General features: G+C 29.9%; 17 protein-coding genes. 12 read left to right on the forward strand and 5 right to left on the reverse strand.

Annotated elements, in window-relative coordinates; genetic code table 11:
- Positions 1-40 precede the first annotated feature (40 nt).
- The 9 genes from panC (at position 41) to Q1A46_RS08610 (ending at position 7,749) form a co-directional block, all read left to right on the forward strand.
- A complete protein-coding gene (panC, locus tag Q1A46_RS08570; protein WP_299676705.1) occupies positions 41-892 on the forward strand; it encodes a pantoate--beta-alanine ligase in 852 nt (283 codons plus the stop codon).
- 43 nt (positions 893-935) lie between these two features.
- A complete protein-coding gene (gene panD, locus Q1A46_RS08575; RefSeq protein ID WP_299676708.1) occupies positions 936-1,286 on the forward strand; it encodes an aspartate 1-decarboxylase in 351 nt (116 codons plus the stop codon).
- A 1-nt stretch (position 1,287) separates the two neighbouring features.
- Positions 1,288-2,238, forward strand: coding sequence for a lysylphosphatidylglycerol synthase transmembrane domain-containing protein (locus tag Q1A46_RS08580; RefSeq protein ID WP_299676711.1), 951 nt, complete (start codon positions 1,288-1,290; stop codon positions 2,236-2,238).
- Positions 2,239-2,396: 158 nt separating this feature from the next.
- Complete coding sequence (locus tag Q1A46_RS08585; RefSeq protein WP_299676714.1) at positions 2,397-3,449, forward strand: WG repeat-containing protein; 1,053 nt, start codon at positions 2,397-2,399, stop codon at positions 3,447-3,449.
- 81 nt (positions 3,450-3,530) lie between these two features.
- Positions 3,531-4,892 (forward strand): DNA repair protein RadA, encoded by a 1,362-nt coding sequence (gene radA, locus Q1A46_RS08590; protein WP_299676717.1) that lies wholly within the window; start codon positions 3,531-3,533, stop codon positions 4,890-4,892.
- 69 nt (positions 4,893-4,961) lie between these two features.
- A complete protein-coding gene (locus Q1A46_RS08595) occupies positions 4,962-5,507 on the forward strand; it encodes an RNA polymerase sigma factor (RefSeq protein ID WP_299676720.1) in 546 nt (181 codons plus the stop codon).
- The gene (locus tag Q1A46_RS08600) at positions 5,491-6,009 is read left to right on the forward strand and encodes a hypothetical protein (RefSeq protein ID WP_299676723.1); all 519 of its coding nucleotides are present in this window, start codon (positions 5,491-5,493) and stop codon (positions 6,007-6,009) included. Before Q1A46_RS08595 ends, Q1A46_RS08600 begins: the two co-directional genes overlap by 17 nt.
- Positions 5,990-7,126: a hypothetical protein gene (locus Q1A46_RS08605; RefSeq protein WP_299676726.1), complete on the forward strand. Its 1,137-nt coding sequence runs from the start codon at positions 5,990-5,992 to the stop codon at positions 7,124-7,126. Before Q1A46_RS08600 ends, Q1A46_RS08605 begins: the two co-directional genes overlap by 20 nt.
- A gap of 2 nt (positions 7,127-7,128) precedes the next feature.
- Positions 7,129-7,749 carry a hypothetical protein gene (locus tag Q1A46_RS08610; protein WP_299676729.1) on the forward strand — a complete coding sequence of 207 codons (621 nt, stop codon included), beginning with the start codon at positions 7,129-7,131 and terminating at the stop codon, positions 7,747-7,749.
- 16 nt (positions 7,750-7,765) lie between these two features.
- Here the strand turns inward: Q1A46_RS08610 and Q1A46_RS08615 are convergent, their stop codons facing one another.
- The 4 genes from Q1A46_RS08615 to Q1A46_RS20955 form a co-directional block, all read right to left on the reverse strand.
- A complete protein-coding gene (locus tag Q1A46_RS08615) occupies positions 7,766-8,962 on the reverse strand; it encodes a DUF1501 domain-containing protein (protein WP_299676732.1) in 1,197 nt (398 codons plus the stop codon).
- A gap of 12 nt (positions 8,963-8,974) precedes the next feature.
- Positions 8,975-10,348, reverse strand: coding sequence for a DUF1800 family protein (locus Q1A46_RS08620; RefSeq protein WP_299676734.1), 1,374 nt, complete (start codon positions 10,346-10,348; stop codon positions 8,975-8,977).
- A gap of 93 nt (positions 10,349-10,441) precedes the next feature.
- Positions 10,442-11,188, reverse strand: a complete 747-nt coding sequence (locus Q1A46_RS08625) for a uroporphyrinogen-III synthase (RefSeq protein ID WP_095068917.1) — start codon at positions 11,186-11,188, stop codon at positions 10,442-10,444.
- A 10-nt stretch (positions 11,189-11,198) separates the two neighbouring features.
- Positions 11,199-11,834 (reverse strand): DUF4271 domain-containing protein, encoded by a 636-nt coding sequence (locus Q1A46_RS20955; protein ID WP_373456508.1) that lies wholly within the window; start codon positions 11,832-11,834, stop codon positions 11,199-11,201.
- An 82-nt stretch (positions 11,835-11,916) separates the two neighbouring features.
- Here Q1A46_RS20955 and Q1A46_RS08630 point away from each other — a divergent pair, with 82 nt between their 5' ends.
- From Q1A46_RS08630 to Q1A46_RS08640, 3 genes are read left to right on the forward strand one after another with little or no spacing between them, the layout of a single operon-like run.
- Positions 11,917-12,636, forward strand: a complete 720-nt coding sequence (locus Q1A46_RS08630; protein WP_299676741.1) for a polyprenol monophosphomannose synthase — start codon at positions 11,917-11,919, stop codon at positions 12,634-12,636.
- Position 12,637: 1 nt separating this feature from the next.
- Entirely contained in the window at positions 12,638-13,978 is a 1,341-nt protein-coding gene (locus Q1A46_RS08635; protein ID WP_299676744.1) for a dihydroorotase, read from the forward strand.
- Positions 13,979-14,431, forward strand: coding sequence for a DUF4296 domain-containing protein (locus Q1A46_RS08640; protein WP_299676747.1), 453 nt, complete (start codon positions 13,979-13,981; stop codon positions 14,429-14,431). It abuts the gene before it with no gap.
- Between the two features lie 20 nt (positions 14,432-14,451).
- On the opposite strand, the gene Q1A46_RS08645 is transcribed toward Q1A46_RS08640, so the two are convergent.
- Positions 14,452-15,456: an NAD-dependent epimerase/dehydratase family protein gene (locus Q1A46_RS08645; protein WP_299676750.1), complete on the reverse strand. Its 1,005-nt coding sequence runs from the start codon at positions 15,454-15,456 to the stop codon at positions 14,452-14,454.
- Positions 15,457-15,463 lie beyond the last annotated feature (7 nt).

Here is a 15,463-nt window from a genome sequence, read left to right on the forward strand (position 1 = left end):
TTAAATTGCTAATTTTGCTCTTGTTCTAATAATTTTACACATGAAAATATTCAAGTCTAAATCAGATTTAAAAAGCTATATCTCACAAAAAAAACAAGAAGGAAATTCAATCGGATTTGTGCCTACAATGGGAGCGCTCCACAAAGGACATTTATCTTTGGTAAAGAGAGCGATACAGAAAAATGATATTACAATTGTGAGTATTTTTGTAAACCCTACACAATTTGACAAGAAAGAAGATTTAGATAATTACCCGAAAACGTTTGAGAAAGATGCTGAATTATTAGAAAGTGTAAATTGTGATGCTGTATTTGTGCCTGCCGTTAGCGAAATTTATGGGGATAATGTGAATTCTGAGCCTTTTGATTTTGATGGATTAGAACATCAAATGGAAGGAAAATTTAGAGATGGACATTTTGATGGTGTAGGAACTATCGTTAAAGCTTTATTTGAAATCGTAGAACCAAATGTTGCGTACTTTGGAAAGAAAGATTTTCAACAACTTCAAATCATTAAAAAAATGGTGGAGAAGTTAAATCTTCCGATCAAAATAAAAGGAATGCCGATTTTTAGAGAAAAGGATGGTTTAGCAATGAGTTCTAGAAATACAAGGTTAACTCCTGAGCACAGAGAAGCTGCACCTTTTATTCATAAAACTTTAAAAAAAGCTAGAAAAAAAATTGGCACAAAAAATGTAACGGAAATAACGAAATGGTTAGAGAATCAATTTAAAAAACATCCACTTCTAGAATTAGAGTATTTTATTATAGCTGAAGAAAAAACTTTACAAACTGCTGAAAATTTTGATGCTACAAAAAGATACCGTGCATTTATTGCCGTATTTGCTGGAGAAATTAGATTGATAGACAATGTCCGATTCAAAAACAATTAAAATAATTAAAGAATAAATTCCTTAAAAACAGTATTTTTGTCGCATGTTAGTACAAGTTGTAAAATCTAAAATTCACCGAGTTAAAGTAACTGGTGCAGATTTAAATTATATCGGGAGCATCACCATAGATGAAGATTTAATGGATGCCGCTGGAATCATAGAAGGAGAGCGAGTTCAAATCGTAAATAATAATAATGGAGAACGTTTAGAGACTTACGCAATTCCAGGACCAAGAAAAAGTGGAGAAATTACACTAAACGGTGCAGCAGCTAGAAGAGTTCAAAAAGGTGATACTTTAATCTTAATTGTATACGGATTCTTAGAGTTAGAAGAAGCAAAAAAGTTTAAGCCTCAATTAGTATTTCCTAATGAGGAAACAAATTTATTAGAGTAGTTTGAATACTTCACAAAAGAAAATTTTAAAAATCATTTTACCTCTCATTTTGGGAGGTTTTTTAGTATGGTATTCTTTGTCAGGAATGGACAAAGACAAAATGATTGGTTACGTAAAATCTGCTAATTACGGTTGGATTATTTTAGGGCTTTTTTTCGGAGTTCTAAGTCATTTATCTAGAGCGTATCGTTGGAAGTTTTTGTTACAACCAATGGGGTATAAACCAGATTTTGGTAATAGTACCATGGCAGTTATAATTGCTTATTTGGTAAATTTAGCCGTGCCAAGAGCTGGCGAAGTTTCTCGTGCTTTAGTCATGACAAATTACGAAGATATACCTTTTGAAAAAGGATTTGGAACTATCGTTGCAGAACGAATGGCAGATTTACTAATGATGCTTATAGTTATTGCAATCACTTTATTTGTTCAGTTTGATTTCATTTATAATTTATTAACTAAGAACTTTAATCCAGTTAAAATTATTATTCTTTTAGCCGGACTAATTGTTGGTTTTTTAATTTTTACTAGTTACGTAAAGAAAGCAAATTCAGGAATTGGATTAAAAATCAAAAACTTTGTCAACGGATTAATAGAAGGCGCTACTAGTATTTTTAAGATGGAAAATAAATGGGCATTTATTTTTCATACTGTATTTATCTGGGTAATGTATGTTGCTATGTTTTGGGTAACCATTCCATCGATAGAGGGTTTACAAGTTCCTTTTGGAGCAGTTTTAATCGGTTTTATTGCAGGCGGATTTAGCATTGCAGCAACCAATGGAGGAATAGGATTATATCCTATAGCTGTAGCTGGTGCATTTATGTTATTTGGTGTTGAAAAAGATCCTAGTGAAGCTTTCGGTTGGATAATGTGGACTGCGCAGACTTTAATGATTGTAGTATTTGGCGGACTAGCTTTTTTACTATTACCTATTTATAACAAAGCAAAATAATACTACATTTTACTATAGTATACATGTAGTATTATATAAGTTTTTCTATTGTATTTTAGAGAAATAGATAAATGTCGTGCTTATGTCGTCTATAAAGCTTTGGTTATTTTTTGAAAACTTAAAATTAGAAAATAGTTTTGCTATAAATTTGAAATTGAATGGATAAACTTAGTTTTGGAAAAGAGTTAGTCAGAATAAGAAAAGCTAGAGGTTTAACACAAGCTGAAGTTGCAGAAAAATGTAACTTAACTATTAGAACAATTCAAAGAATTGAAAATGGTGTGGTAGAACCAAGAGCTGCAACAATTAAAATTATTGCTGAGTTTTTAGAGATTGATTTTTTTGAAACTTCAAGTCAAAATTCAAATTTCAATAGGCACAAAGAATCGTGGCAAATAAAAAAACTATTTGATCTAAAAACCAATACAATGAAAAAAGTTTCAATTCTAATTACTACAAGTTTAATTGCTATTTATTTTTTAGTAACTGCTTTCAATAAAAACAACAACATTAAAGGAGAGTATTCTAAAAATGATGTAACAACAAAGGTTAAAAATGAAACCTTGTCCAAGGATTATGTTGTAGTCGGTAAATTTGGTGAAATTCATAAAGATTGGGCATTAGTTCAAAAAGGTAATAAGTTTGGTTTTATAAATAGAAAAGGAGAAATCATTGTTCCTATAGAATATATTGCCATTGGAATGTTCGGTGAAATTCATAGAGATTGGGCATTAGTTCAAAAAGGTAGTGAGTTTGGCTTTATAAACAAATCAGGAAAAGTTGTTGTTCCTATCGAATATAATGCGATTGGAATGTTCGGTGAAACTCATAGAGATTGGGCATTAGTTCAAAAAGGTAATGAGTTTGGCTTTATAAATAAAGTAGGAAAAGTTGTTGTTCCTATAGAATATATTGCCATTGGAATGTTCGGTGAAATTCATAGAGATTGGGCGTTAGTTCAAAAAGGTAGTGAGTTTGGCTTCATAAATAAAGTAGGAAAAGTTGCTGTTCCTATTGAATATAATGCGATTGGAATGTTTGGAGAAATAGCTTCAGATTTAGCTTTAGTTCAAAAAGCGAGTAGATTTGGGTTAATGAATTTTAAAGGAGAAGAAATAATCTCATGTAAATATGAAAGTATACAAGTAAAAGGATCTACTGCAATCGTATACATTAACGGAGAAACTGAACGAATACAAATTAAAAGATAATATGAGGTTGATGTGTTTTTATTTCTTGTTAAGGAATAATAAATGTATTAGTTTTGATATTGTTCAAGTATAATCGATTTCATGCCAAAAACAAAAACAACTTTTTTCTGTCAGAATTGTGGAGCGCAACACGCGCAATGGATAGGACAATGTCCGAATTGTAAACAATGGAATACAGTTGTAGAAGAAGTAATCCAAAAGGAAGAAAAAAGAAATTGGAAAACCCCTTCAAATACACAAAAAGTTGTTTCTAAACCTAGAAGAATTCAAGAAATTGAATTGAATACAGAAGAGCGAATTATTACTCGAAATAATGAGTTAGATGTGGTTTTAGGTGGCGGATTAGTAAAAGGTTCTATAACCTTATTAGGAGGTGAGCCAGGAATCGGTAAATCAACATTACTGCTGCAAGTTGCTTTGCAAATTCCGCAGAAGGTATTGTATGTTTCTGGAGAAGAAAGTCAATCACAAATTAAAATGCGAGCTGAGCGTTTGCAAAATGAAGATTCAAATTGCTTGATTTTAACAGAAACAAATACACAACAAATCTTCAGAAATGTTGAAGAAGTTCAGCCTGATGTTTTAGTCATAGATTCTATTCAAACATTATACACGAATAATATTGAAGCTTCACCGGGAAGTATTTCTCAAATTAAAGAAACTTCCGCTGAGTTGATCAAATTTGCAAAAGAAACAAATACACCGGTTTTATTAATCGGACACATTAATAAAGACGGAAATATAGCGGGACCAAAAATCTTAGAACATATGGTAGATGTTGTACTTCAGTTTGAAGGAGACAGAAATCATACCTATAGAATTTTACGTTCTCAAAAAAACAGATTTGGTTCTACAGCCGAATTAGGAATTTATGAAATGTTATCCGACGGTTTACGTGAAGTTAAAAATCCGTCAGAGATTTTAATTTCAGAAAAAGATACCGATTTAAGTGGAACAGCAATTGCTTCAACTTTAGAAGGTGTTCGTCCGTTAATGATAGAAATTCAAGCTTTAGTAAGTACAGCAGTTTATGGAACTCCACAAAGATCTACTACCGGTTATAATTTAAAACGTTTGCACATGATTCTAGCTGTTTTAGAAAAAAGAGCAGGATTTAAACTTGGTGCAAAAGATGTGTTCTTAAACGTAACTGGAGGTATTTATATCGACGATCCTGCAATAGATTTAGCTGTTGTGGCAGCAATTCTTTCTTCAAATCAAGATATTGCAATTAATCCAGATGTATGTTTCGCTGCAGAAGTAGGTTTAGCAGGAGAAATTCGTCCTGTTTCTAAAATCGATCAACGTATAGTTGAAGCAGAAAAGCTAGGGTATAAAACATTTGTAACTTCAAAATACAATAAGATTACATCTAAAAATCATTCGATTAAACTCATTTTAGTGGGTAAGATAGAAGACGCTTTTGCTACATTGTTTGCATAATTTTTTTACTTTGTTGAAACCCTTTATTTTTTTCTTCGTTATTAAGGGTAAATCAACCTAATCGAATACGTGTCTAAACAAATCGACATATTAATTTATCAATGTAAAAAAGGCAATAGAAAAGCCCAAATGCATATTTATGATAAGTATTGTAATGCCATGTTTACTGTTGCATGTAGATACTTGCCAGATGAAGAAGCTAAAGATGCTATGCAAGAAGGATTTCTAAAAGCATTTTTAAATATTCAAACATTTAAAAAAGACAAAACTTTTGGAGCTTGGTTAAAGCGAATAATTATCAATCAATGTATTGATCAATTAAAAAAGAAAAAAATAAAAACAAGTTTTATTGAGGAGGTTCAATTAGAAATTGTTGATGATGAAGATTGGTTGTTTGATACGCAAATCACAAAACAAGAAATTTTACAAGCAATAGATCAATTGAGTGAAAAATATCAATTGGTAGTGAAATTATATCTATTAGAAGGTTACGATCATTCTGAAATTTCTCAAATTTTAGGAATCGAAGTGAAAACTTCTCGAACACAATTGAGAAGAGGTAAATTACAGTTAAGAGAATTATTAAAAAAGCATTTCAATGAAGCGAGACATTAGAGAACTTTTTAAAGAAGATGAATTCGAAAAAGAGTTGCCTGAAAATCATAGAATTGAATTTTTAGAAAAACTTAAAGCAACCAACGAAAAGAAAAAATTTCCTTTCAAAAAAATCGTTGGTTATGTGGCTTCGGTGGTTGTTTTAATTTCAGTGTATCTGTTTCTTCCAAAGAATAAAATTGATGAGAAAAATCAGCAATTATTATTACATGTTCAGCAAATAGAAACAGAATATTTAAAGAATATTAATACAGAATGGAATAATTTCTTAGAGCTAACAAATGACGAAAAGTTGATAGAGAAATACGATGAGAAATTAAAGGAATTATCAGCAGATTATAAAGTGTTGTCATCTAAGTTGAATGAAAAACCCAATGACATTAATGTGTTAGAAGCTTTAATATCAAATCTTCAAAAAAGATTACAAACATTAAAAGATATTCAAGAGCATATAAAAAGTTTAAAACAAAAAAAAGTTACCTATGAAACGATTGTTATTTAGTTTGATTTTTCTGAGCAGTTTTGTGTATGCTCAAAAGGAAATAGTTTTTGATAAAAGTATTAATGTAGAGAATTTTAAAAGTCTGGATTTACATTTTGAGAATATAACTCTAGATATCAGAGAGTCTAAGGATGAAAAAGTGCATTTAGATTTTAAATTAGAATTAGATAATTTTTCAGAAAAAGAGAAAGAAGCATTTATTAATCAAATAAAATTCGAACAAAATATTTTCAATGATAAATTATCATTTTCAATTAAGAGTAAAGAAGAGATTACTAAAAGACAAATGTTTCCAGATGAAAGAATTACTGAGGGAGATTTGTCAAAACTCTTGCATTCAACAATGAAAAAATACGTCAAGTTTAATGCAAAAAGAAAAACTAAAGTTGAAATTATTAAAGGACATAATGGTTTTTTTAAACAGTATTCAGAATACTATAAACTAAGAGAGAAACTGGCTAAATCAAGAAAAGTAAAGTATTTAAAAAGTTTTTTCACCATATATATTCCTGAAAACTTGTTAGGTAATTTAAATATAACAGCAAAAGAAAGCAGGTTTAATTTTGGTGAATTAGAGTTGAAAAACTTGAATTTGTTTACTGATGGTGGATATTTAAACATATCGAAATTAACTAAATCTAAGATTACATGTTGGAATGGAAGTGTGTTTTTAGGAGAAGTTGATAGCAGTATTATTATAGGAAGAAGTACAACAAATATTTTAATTGGGGGAATTGCTAATTCGAATTTAATTGCCGAGTATACAAAAGTTGAAATAGGAGAAGTTGGTGAGTATAATGATATTAAAGATTTTAATAGTAAAGTGTATCTGTACAATTTTGCAGATCGTTTTAAAAAGTTCAATTTTAAAGGTGAATATTCAGAGATTCATTTTTATGAGCCAGAGAAAGAGTATACAATAGTTTGTAGAGGTCACGATACCACTTATTTTTTTGATAAAGACACTATTGTAAGTCAACCTTCAAAAACAGGTAAAAAGAGTAAAATGATGGAAAGAAAGAGAAAGGACAATAAAGAGATTTCTGGAGATATGCAATTTGATATTGTACACACAAAATTCCATTATCCAGCCCAAGTAAAAATTAATAAGAAATAACTATGAAAAAGCTATTAACTCTATTGTTTTTATTGCTTTGCATTTATATTACAGAAGCACAACAATCAAAAAGTGATTTAAAATTAATCTCTGGTTATGGTTCGAAAAACCAAGAATTGAATGATGTTCTAAGGTTTGAAGGGATTAATTATTTAAAGCTAAAGTTTGTTGGGAAAGAATTAAAAAACAAAAGTTATACTTTATATGTAAAAGAAATTTGGGATGGGAAAATTGTGAAAGATACAGTTGTTTTTGACAGTAAAAACTTAGGAGTAAAAGCGTTTGAAAAAGTAAATGATTCTGTTTTAAAACTTAAAGTAATTTCTAAATTGACTTCTGAAAAGAAGTTGAAACTGAATTTTAAATTTCCAAGATTTGGAATCACTAAAGAGTACAAAGCTATAGATTCTAATGATTATAGTTTGCGAAATATGGTAGATGAAAGTAATATGGAAATCAGCTACAATAAAAAGTTTTATTTACTAGCTTATATTCTACCTTATGAAATATCAGACGGATCTAAATCTTGGTGTGAAGTCGGAACAAGCGGAAAAGATATTGAGAACTGGGGAAAGAAGTTTGGAATAAAACATTACCTCATTTTTGAAATGAAATTCGAATAAATTTCTAACCTTGACTTTAAATAAAATCAAGGTTAGAAAAGTTTTTATTTAAAACTTTAGCATTGTCAATCGACAGCCATTTATCTAAAATTGTGGCATACACTTCTCTAAAGTCTACAGTGTATTTTAAATCTCCATTATCGTCCAAATCATTTAAATTCGGAAGACGATTGTACATTCCGTTTTTCTTTAAATTTTTTCCAATCACAAATACATTATTCGCAGTTCCATGATCGGTTCCGTTAGAGCCATTTTGTTTTACACGTCTACCAAATTCAGAAAATGTAAGAATTAATGTATCGTCAAATGTGTTGTTACGTTTTAAATCTTTTACAAAAGCATCAATACTTTCAGCATAAACTTTTAATAATCGCGCTTGTCTGTTTTTCTGATTCGCATGCGTGTCAAATCCAGTTAAACCAGCATAATAAATCTGAGTATCTATTCCAGAAGAAATAAACTCAGCAATTGTTTTTAACTGTTTCCCGAATGCATTTTTAGGATAATCTACTGAAGACGATTGTGTTTTTGTTTTTTCATAAATGTACGAAGCTGAAGATTTAGCATCAATCATGGTGTTGTATAAGTAACCTAAATTGTGCTCACTTAAATGTTTGTCATTCGTATAATTATTGAAAACATTGTCAAAAAAAGGCTGATTTAATAAACGGTGAAATAACTTCGGATTTGTAATTGCCAATCCGTTTTGATGATTTCCTTTCAACAGTAAAGAAAGACTTTCGTCTACTTCTATAGCACGATATGGTTTAGAATTTGTAACATCTAAAAAACGACCAACCCAACCCGACTGTAAATATTCATTACTATCACTAGCCGTTTGCCAAATATCTGTTGACCTAAAATGTGATCGATTCGGATTTGGATAGCCTACATTATTAATAATCGATATATGTCCATCATCAAATAAACTTTGCAAAGGAGCTAAACTCGGATGAAATCCTACTTCACCATTCAATTGTAATAATTGATTTTTCTGAAGTGCTATATTTCCTCTGTTTTGATAGTAACGATCATTTCTAAAGGGAACAACAGTGTTTAATCCGTCATTTCCGCCTTTTAATTGAATAATCACTACTTTTTTGTAAGAATTTACTTGAGAAAGTGTTGTTTCAAAAGCTTTTAAAAACTGAGGAACTAAAAAAGCTCCACCTGTAGCTAGCGATGTTCTTTTAATAAAATTTCTTCTTTTCATGATCTTGCTATTTTAACATAATTGAAACTCTGGAAGTGATAATAACTGAATACAAAACTCCTTTTTAGGTAGCTTATAATATTGTTTCAGTAATTCTTTGGTTCCGTTACTTATTGGAGCTGTAATTAATACATCAACAAGTTCTTCGTTAGAAATATTACTGTATTTTTTTTCAAAGTTCTCCCAATCGGTAGTTGTTTTTATAAAAGTTTTACGCTTTCGTTTTCTCTTTTTAAAATCAGTAATTACAGCTTTAAAATCATCTTTATCAGAATATGTGATTTCAGAATTATTTAATAGTACAGAAGCTAAACGAAGCCGTGTAACAATAGTGTTACTATCTATCCAATTTTGTCCGCCTTTCCAACCGGCAACATTTGGAGGTAATAGTAAAATCTGACCTAATAATTTCTGAATAAGTAGTTCTTGTTTTTCTTTTTGAAATGTAAACGGAACAATGTGATAAGTACCTACGATTAATTCTATTGGAGACTTAATTTTTGTTCCAATATTTGTTTCATCGTAAAACCAATCTGACGAAAGAATATGTTTCATCAGGTTTTCAATATTGTAGTCTGTAAAGAAAATAGTTGTTAGTTCTTCTACTCTATCATTATCTAGTTTATCATTTACAAAATAACTGTAGATTTTCTTGCATATAAAACGTGCACATTGTTTTTTGCTTAAAACAATATCTATAATATCGTCGCCAAAAAAGTTTCCTGTTTCACCTAAAAAGGTTTTTTCGTCATAATCATGTTTTCGTTTTCTTAGTTTAAAGTTTCCTTTAAAGTCATGATTATATCCTGTGAAAGCTCTAGCGGCTTCTTTAATATCGGTTTCTGTATAATTTCCTTGACCTAATGTGAAAAGTTCTAACAACTCTCTGGCAAAGTTCTCATTTGGACTATCTTTTTTATTCTGTTTGTTGTTTAAGTATTTCAACATGGCCGCTTCTTTAGAAATCGCTTTTACAAAAGCTCTAAAATCACCGAGTGCATATTTTCTAAGCGTATTGTTGTATTGTAAAACATGTAAAATATTTTTGTCTTCACAAATAAAATGATTTGCCCAGAACAAGGTCATTTTTTCTCTTAATATTTCTGAAGGCTTATTTAAACGATCGATCCAAATACCATTAAGTTCTTTTACTTTTTTTCTGCTGATTTTCATTAGTTCTTGTCTTCTTTTTTTGTTTTTAATATCTTTTGAAGAAAGACGATCAGCAAAACTGGTGTCGATGTATAATGGAGTAATTTTTTTTGAAGCTTGAAAAATATCATGAATCACTTCAGCTTTTTCTTTAGTTTGAAGTGCTTTAATTTCTTGAGGTTGTAAACCAAAACCAATTCTATGGTAAAGATGGAGTATATGATTTGTTTTCATAATATTAAGACAGTATTAAGGAAAGAAGGTTTAATATAAAAATAAAAAACCTCGCTAAATTTAGCGAGGTTTTCAATATTATTTAAAGTAAAATTACTTTTTGTTTACTTCCTTAATGTACTTTTCTAAAGCCATAGTCATAGAAGGTGTTTCTGGGGTTGGAGCAGAAATATCTACTCTTAAACCACGTGCTTCTACAGCTTTGATTGTTGAGTTTCCAAATACCGCAATTCTAGTATTGTTTTGTTTAAAATCTGGGAAGTTTTCAAATAAACTTTCAATACCTGATGGGCTGAAGAAAACTAATACATCATAAAATACATCTTCTAAATCAGATAAATCACTTACTACAGTTCTGTATAAATCAGCTCTTTGCCAATTTACACCTAGCTTATTTAATTCATCTGGAATTAATGATTTTAATTTATCAGATGATGGTAATAAGAATTTCTCATCTTTATGCTTTTTTATTAATTTACATAATTCTGGGAAAGTTCTAGTTCCAACATAAATCTTACGCTTACGGTATACTACGTATTTTTGTAAGTAGTATGCTACAGCTTCAGACTGGCAGAAATATTTCATGCTGTCTGGCACAGTAAAACGCATTTCTTCAGCAATTCTAAAGAAATTATCAACTGCATTTCTACTAGTTAAAATGATAGCAGTAAAGTTACTTAAGTCTATTTTTTGCGCTCTTACTTCTTTTACAGGAATTCCTTCTACATGAATAAATGAACGAAAGTCAACTTTTACTTTTTGTTTTTCAGCTAAATCAAAATAAGGTGATGTCTCAGTTTTTGGTGCTGGTTGAGACACTAAAATCGTTTTCACTTTCATAAAACTCTCTTTATATAGTTGTTGTTTTATAAATTATTAGCAAAGGAGCTAATTCGAGGGTGCAAAAGTACAAAATAAAATAGAAGAAGTGATTAAAAATCAGCTTTTTGTTGTTTTTAGCAATTAAAAATCCCCTAAAAGCCAATAGTAAAAGCATATAAATAATTAAAACTCTACTATTAGAATACCAATATTGATACAATACTAAAATAGGATATAACCAGAGGCTAATTGCATATAAATATCCTGTTTTAGAAAATAAAAAGTACCGTGTATCTTCTTCAATATCTAATGTTAAAACAATTAATTTTACTAAGATGTATTTTGTTAATATAAACCCAGTAACAAAAAGGAATGTGTATAAAAAAGAAAAATTGAAACCAGCAATATTATTCGCTAGTAGTAAATGTATGGTAAGCGAATAAATAAGTAAGCTAAATAAGAATATTAATACATGAAATACTGTGAAAACAGAGGGGTTTTTACTTGAACGGCTTTCAATAAAACCTTGAGAGAAAAAAGCAATGGAATATCCCAAAAGTAATTGGGGTTTGTATAATTTCATTAAAGCAATCATTACCAATCCAACTAAAAAAACTAGTGTGATCCAGTCGGTTGATACGAAATTTCTTTGCAATATTTCCATAAAGATTTAAGAAGTTCAATTAACACAAAATTAGTAATAAATTAGTTTATCTTTGTCCAAGTTTTTAACGAAATAAAGTTTGATGTCTGACACACTAGTCATAATCCCTACTTATAATGAGAAAGAAAATATCGAAGCGATCATAAGAGCTACTTTCGATCAAGAAAAAGTTTTCGATATTCTAGTTGTAGATGATAATTCTCCAGATGGAACAGCTACCATAGTAGAAAGTTTAAAAGCTGAGTTTCCAAATCAATTATTTATAGAGAAGCGTGAAGGAAAGAATGGATTAGGAACTGCCTATATTCATGGTTTTAAATGGGGATTAGCAAAAGATTACAAGTATTTAATTGAAATGGATGCAGATTTTTCTCATGATCCAAAAGATTTAATTCGATTGTATAATTCTTGTGCTATAGATGGTGGAGATGTTGCAGTTGGTTCACGTTATTCTGTAGGAGTTAATGTGGTAAATTGGCCAATGAATAGAGTGTTACTTTCTTACTTTGCATCTAAATATGTGAGATTTGTAACAGGAATTCCTGTTCACGACACTACAGCTGGTTTTGTTTGCTGGTCGAGAAATGTGTTAGAAACGATAAAACTTGACAAAATTAAATTTGTAGGATATGCTTTTCAAATAGAAATGAAATACAAAGCATGGAAACATAAATTTAAAATCAACGAAGTATCTGTGATTTTTACAGATAGAACTTTAGGAGAATCTAAAATGAGTGGAGGAATTGTTTCTGAAGCTTTATTTGGAGTAATAAAAATGAGATTAAAAGGCTTACCAAAATAAAATGAAAAAATCATACTTAATCCAAAACGCAAAAATTGTAAACGAAAACCAAGTGTTTACAGGTGATGTATTAGTAAAAGATGAACTTATTGCTAAGATTGCTGAAAGTATAACGCCATCGGGAGATGAAATTATAATTGATGCTAAAGGAAAATACTTAATTCCAGGTATGATTGATGATCAAGTTCATTTTCGTGAGCCAGGATTAACTCATAAAGCGAATATAGCCACAGAAAGTAAAGCAGCTGTAGCTGGAGGTATTACTTCTTTTATAGAAATGCCAAATACATCTCCTCAAGCTACAACGCAAGAACTATTAGAAGATAAATTCGAAATAGCGAGTAAAACTTCATATGCAAATTACTCGTTTATGTTTGGAGGAACAAATGATAACCTTGAAGAGTTATTAAAAACAAATCCTAGAAATGTTGCTGGAATTAAATTATTCTTAGGTTCTTCAACAGGAAACATGTTGGTAGATAATGAAGAGGTTTTAGAAAAAATATTCTCATCAACAGATATGGTAATTTCTGTACACTGTGAAGATGAAGGTACAATTAGAAAAAATACTGCTGAGTTTAAAGAAAAATATGGAGATGATATTCCAGTAAAATTTCATCCAATTATTAGAAGTGAAGAAGCATGTTATTTATCATCATCAAAAGCCATTGAATTAGCAAAGAAAACAGGTGCAAGATTACATGTTTTTCATTTATCAACAGCTAAAGAAACAGAGCTTTTTAGAAATGATATTCCTTTAAAAGATAAGAAAATTACTGCTGAAGTATGTATACATCATTTATGGTTTACAGATGCAGATTATGATAGAAAGGGAACACACATTAAATGGAATCCTGCGGTAAAAACGCAAAAAGATAAAGACGGGCTTTGGAAAGCTTTATTAGATGACAGAATTGATGTAATTGCCACAGATCACGCGCCTCATACTCTTGAGGAAAAAGCAAATGTATACACAAAAGCTCCAAGTGGTGGACCATTAGTTCAGCATGCAGTTGTTGCTCTTTTTGAAAAAGTAAAAGAGGGAGTAATTTCAATAGAAAAAGTTGTAGAAAAAATGTGTCATAATCCTGCTATTCTTTTTCAAGTTGAAAAAAGAGGTTATATTAAAGAAGGTTATTACGCAGATATTGTACTTGTAGATCCTAATGATTCTTGGGAAGTTTCTAGAGATAATGTATTGTATAAATGTGGTTGGTCTCCTTTTGAAGGCGTTACATTATCATCTAAAATAACGCATACGTTTGTAAACGGTAACTTAATGTATGATAATGGTGTGTTTAATGAAGAAATTAAAGGTCAACGTTTATTGTTTGAAAGGTAAATGAAAAATTTAATTCTATTTGTTTTATGTATTAGTTTGTGTTTAGCGTGTACAGGAAACACAATATATAAGGAACCTGATAATTTAATTCCTAGAGATTCTATGGTTTCCTTACTAACTGATATGCATATTGCTGCTGCTGCAAAGCCAATAAAAAATTTAGATCAAAAAAGAGATTTAAATTATATGCTGTTAGTGTATGATAAATATAAAATAGATAGTCTTCGTTTTGAACAAAGTAACACATTTTATACTTCTAAAATTGATGAGTATGATAAATTACTTAAAGATGTAAGGAGAAGTTTAGAAGCTAAGGCAAGTGTGTATCAACTTGAGAAAAACAAAAGAGATTCAATCAAGAAAAGTAAGTTGAAGATTAAAGATTCAATTGAAGTTAAAAAAGGAGTCAAGATTAAAAAAGATAGTTCGAAAGTTCAAAATGAAGATGAGTAAATCTTTAATCTAATCTGCGATTATTTTAAATAGTCAGTACAAACATCTTTAATTACTTTTTCAATAGGTTCAAAATTGAAATCTAAATTATTTATAATCTTTTCTGAACTATAGTATTCCTTGTTATGAGCCGAACGAGCAGAGTTTTTTGTTAAAAAAGGTTGTTTTCTTGTGAGTAAAGTAAGTAACCAGTCTATTCTCCAAGCAATAGAAGTTACAAATGGGTTAACTCCAATACTAGGTTTTTTAACCTTAAAATTGGTACCGATGCTTTGAAAAATTTCTTTAAAAGATTTATTTTCTGAAACTAAAATAAAACGTTCGTTTATTATATCTGAATTAGCTAGTTCTATTAAGGCTTTAGCAACATCTTTTACACCAACAAAGCCAGTAATGCCTTCAGTGTAAAATTTTAATCCTTTATGTACTTGGCTAAACATTTTACCAGATCCTTCTGTGTAAAAACCGCTTCCTAAAATAACACCAGGGTTTACAATTACGACATTCATGTCTTCTTGGCTTCCCCTCCACACTTCCATTTCTGCACCATATTTACTAATGGCATAACCGTGTTTATCTTTTGTGTCTATCCATTCATTTTCTTCATTTACAATTCCATTATTAATAGCATCTCCAACAGCAGCTATGGAACTAACAAAGCAAAATTTATGTATGTTGTTATCTATTGAAAAGTTAATCAAGTTAGCAGTTCCTTCAATGTTTACTTTTCTCATTTGCTTATAATCTTTTGGATCAAAAGAAACTAACGCAGCACAATGATAAACATAGGTGTAAGATTTTGAGAATACTTTTTCTAAAGAAGGAATATCTGTAATATCAGCCTGAATCCAATGAATCTTTTCAAATAATTCATTAAAGTTTTCAGTATAATAAGAGAACACTTTTTTAGTAGCAGCTATCTTTTCTTTTGATCTATAAATAGCAGTGATATTATCATTTTCTGTAGAAAGAAAATATAATAAATGAGATCCTACCAAACCTGTTCCTCCAGTAACTAAAATCATAATTCAA

This window comes from uncultured Tenacibaculum sp., assembly GCF_947502995.1.
In the GTDB taxonomy this organism is placed as follows: domain Bacteria; phylum Bacteroidota; class Bacteroidia; order Flavobacteriales; family Flavobacteriaceae; genus Polaribacter.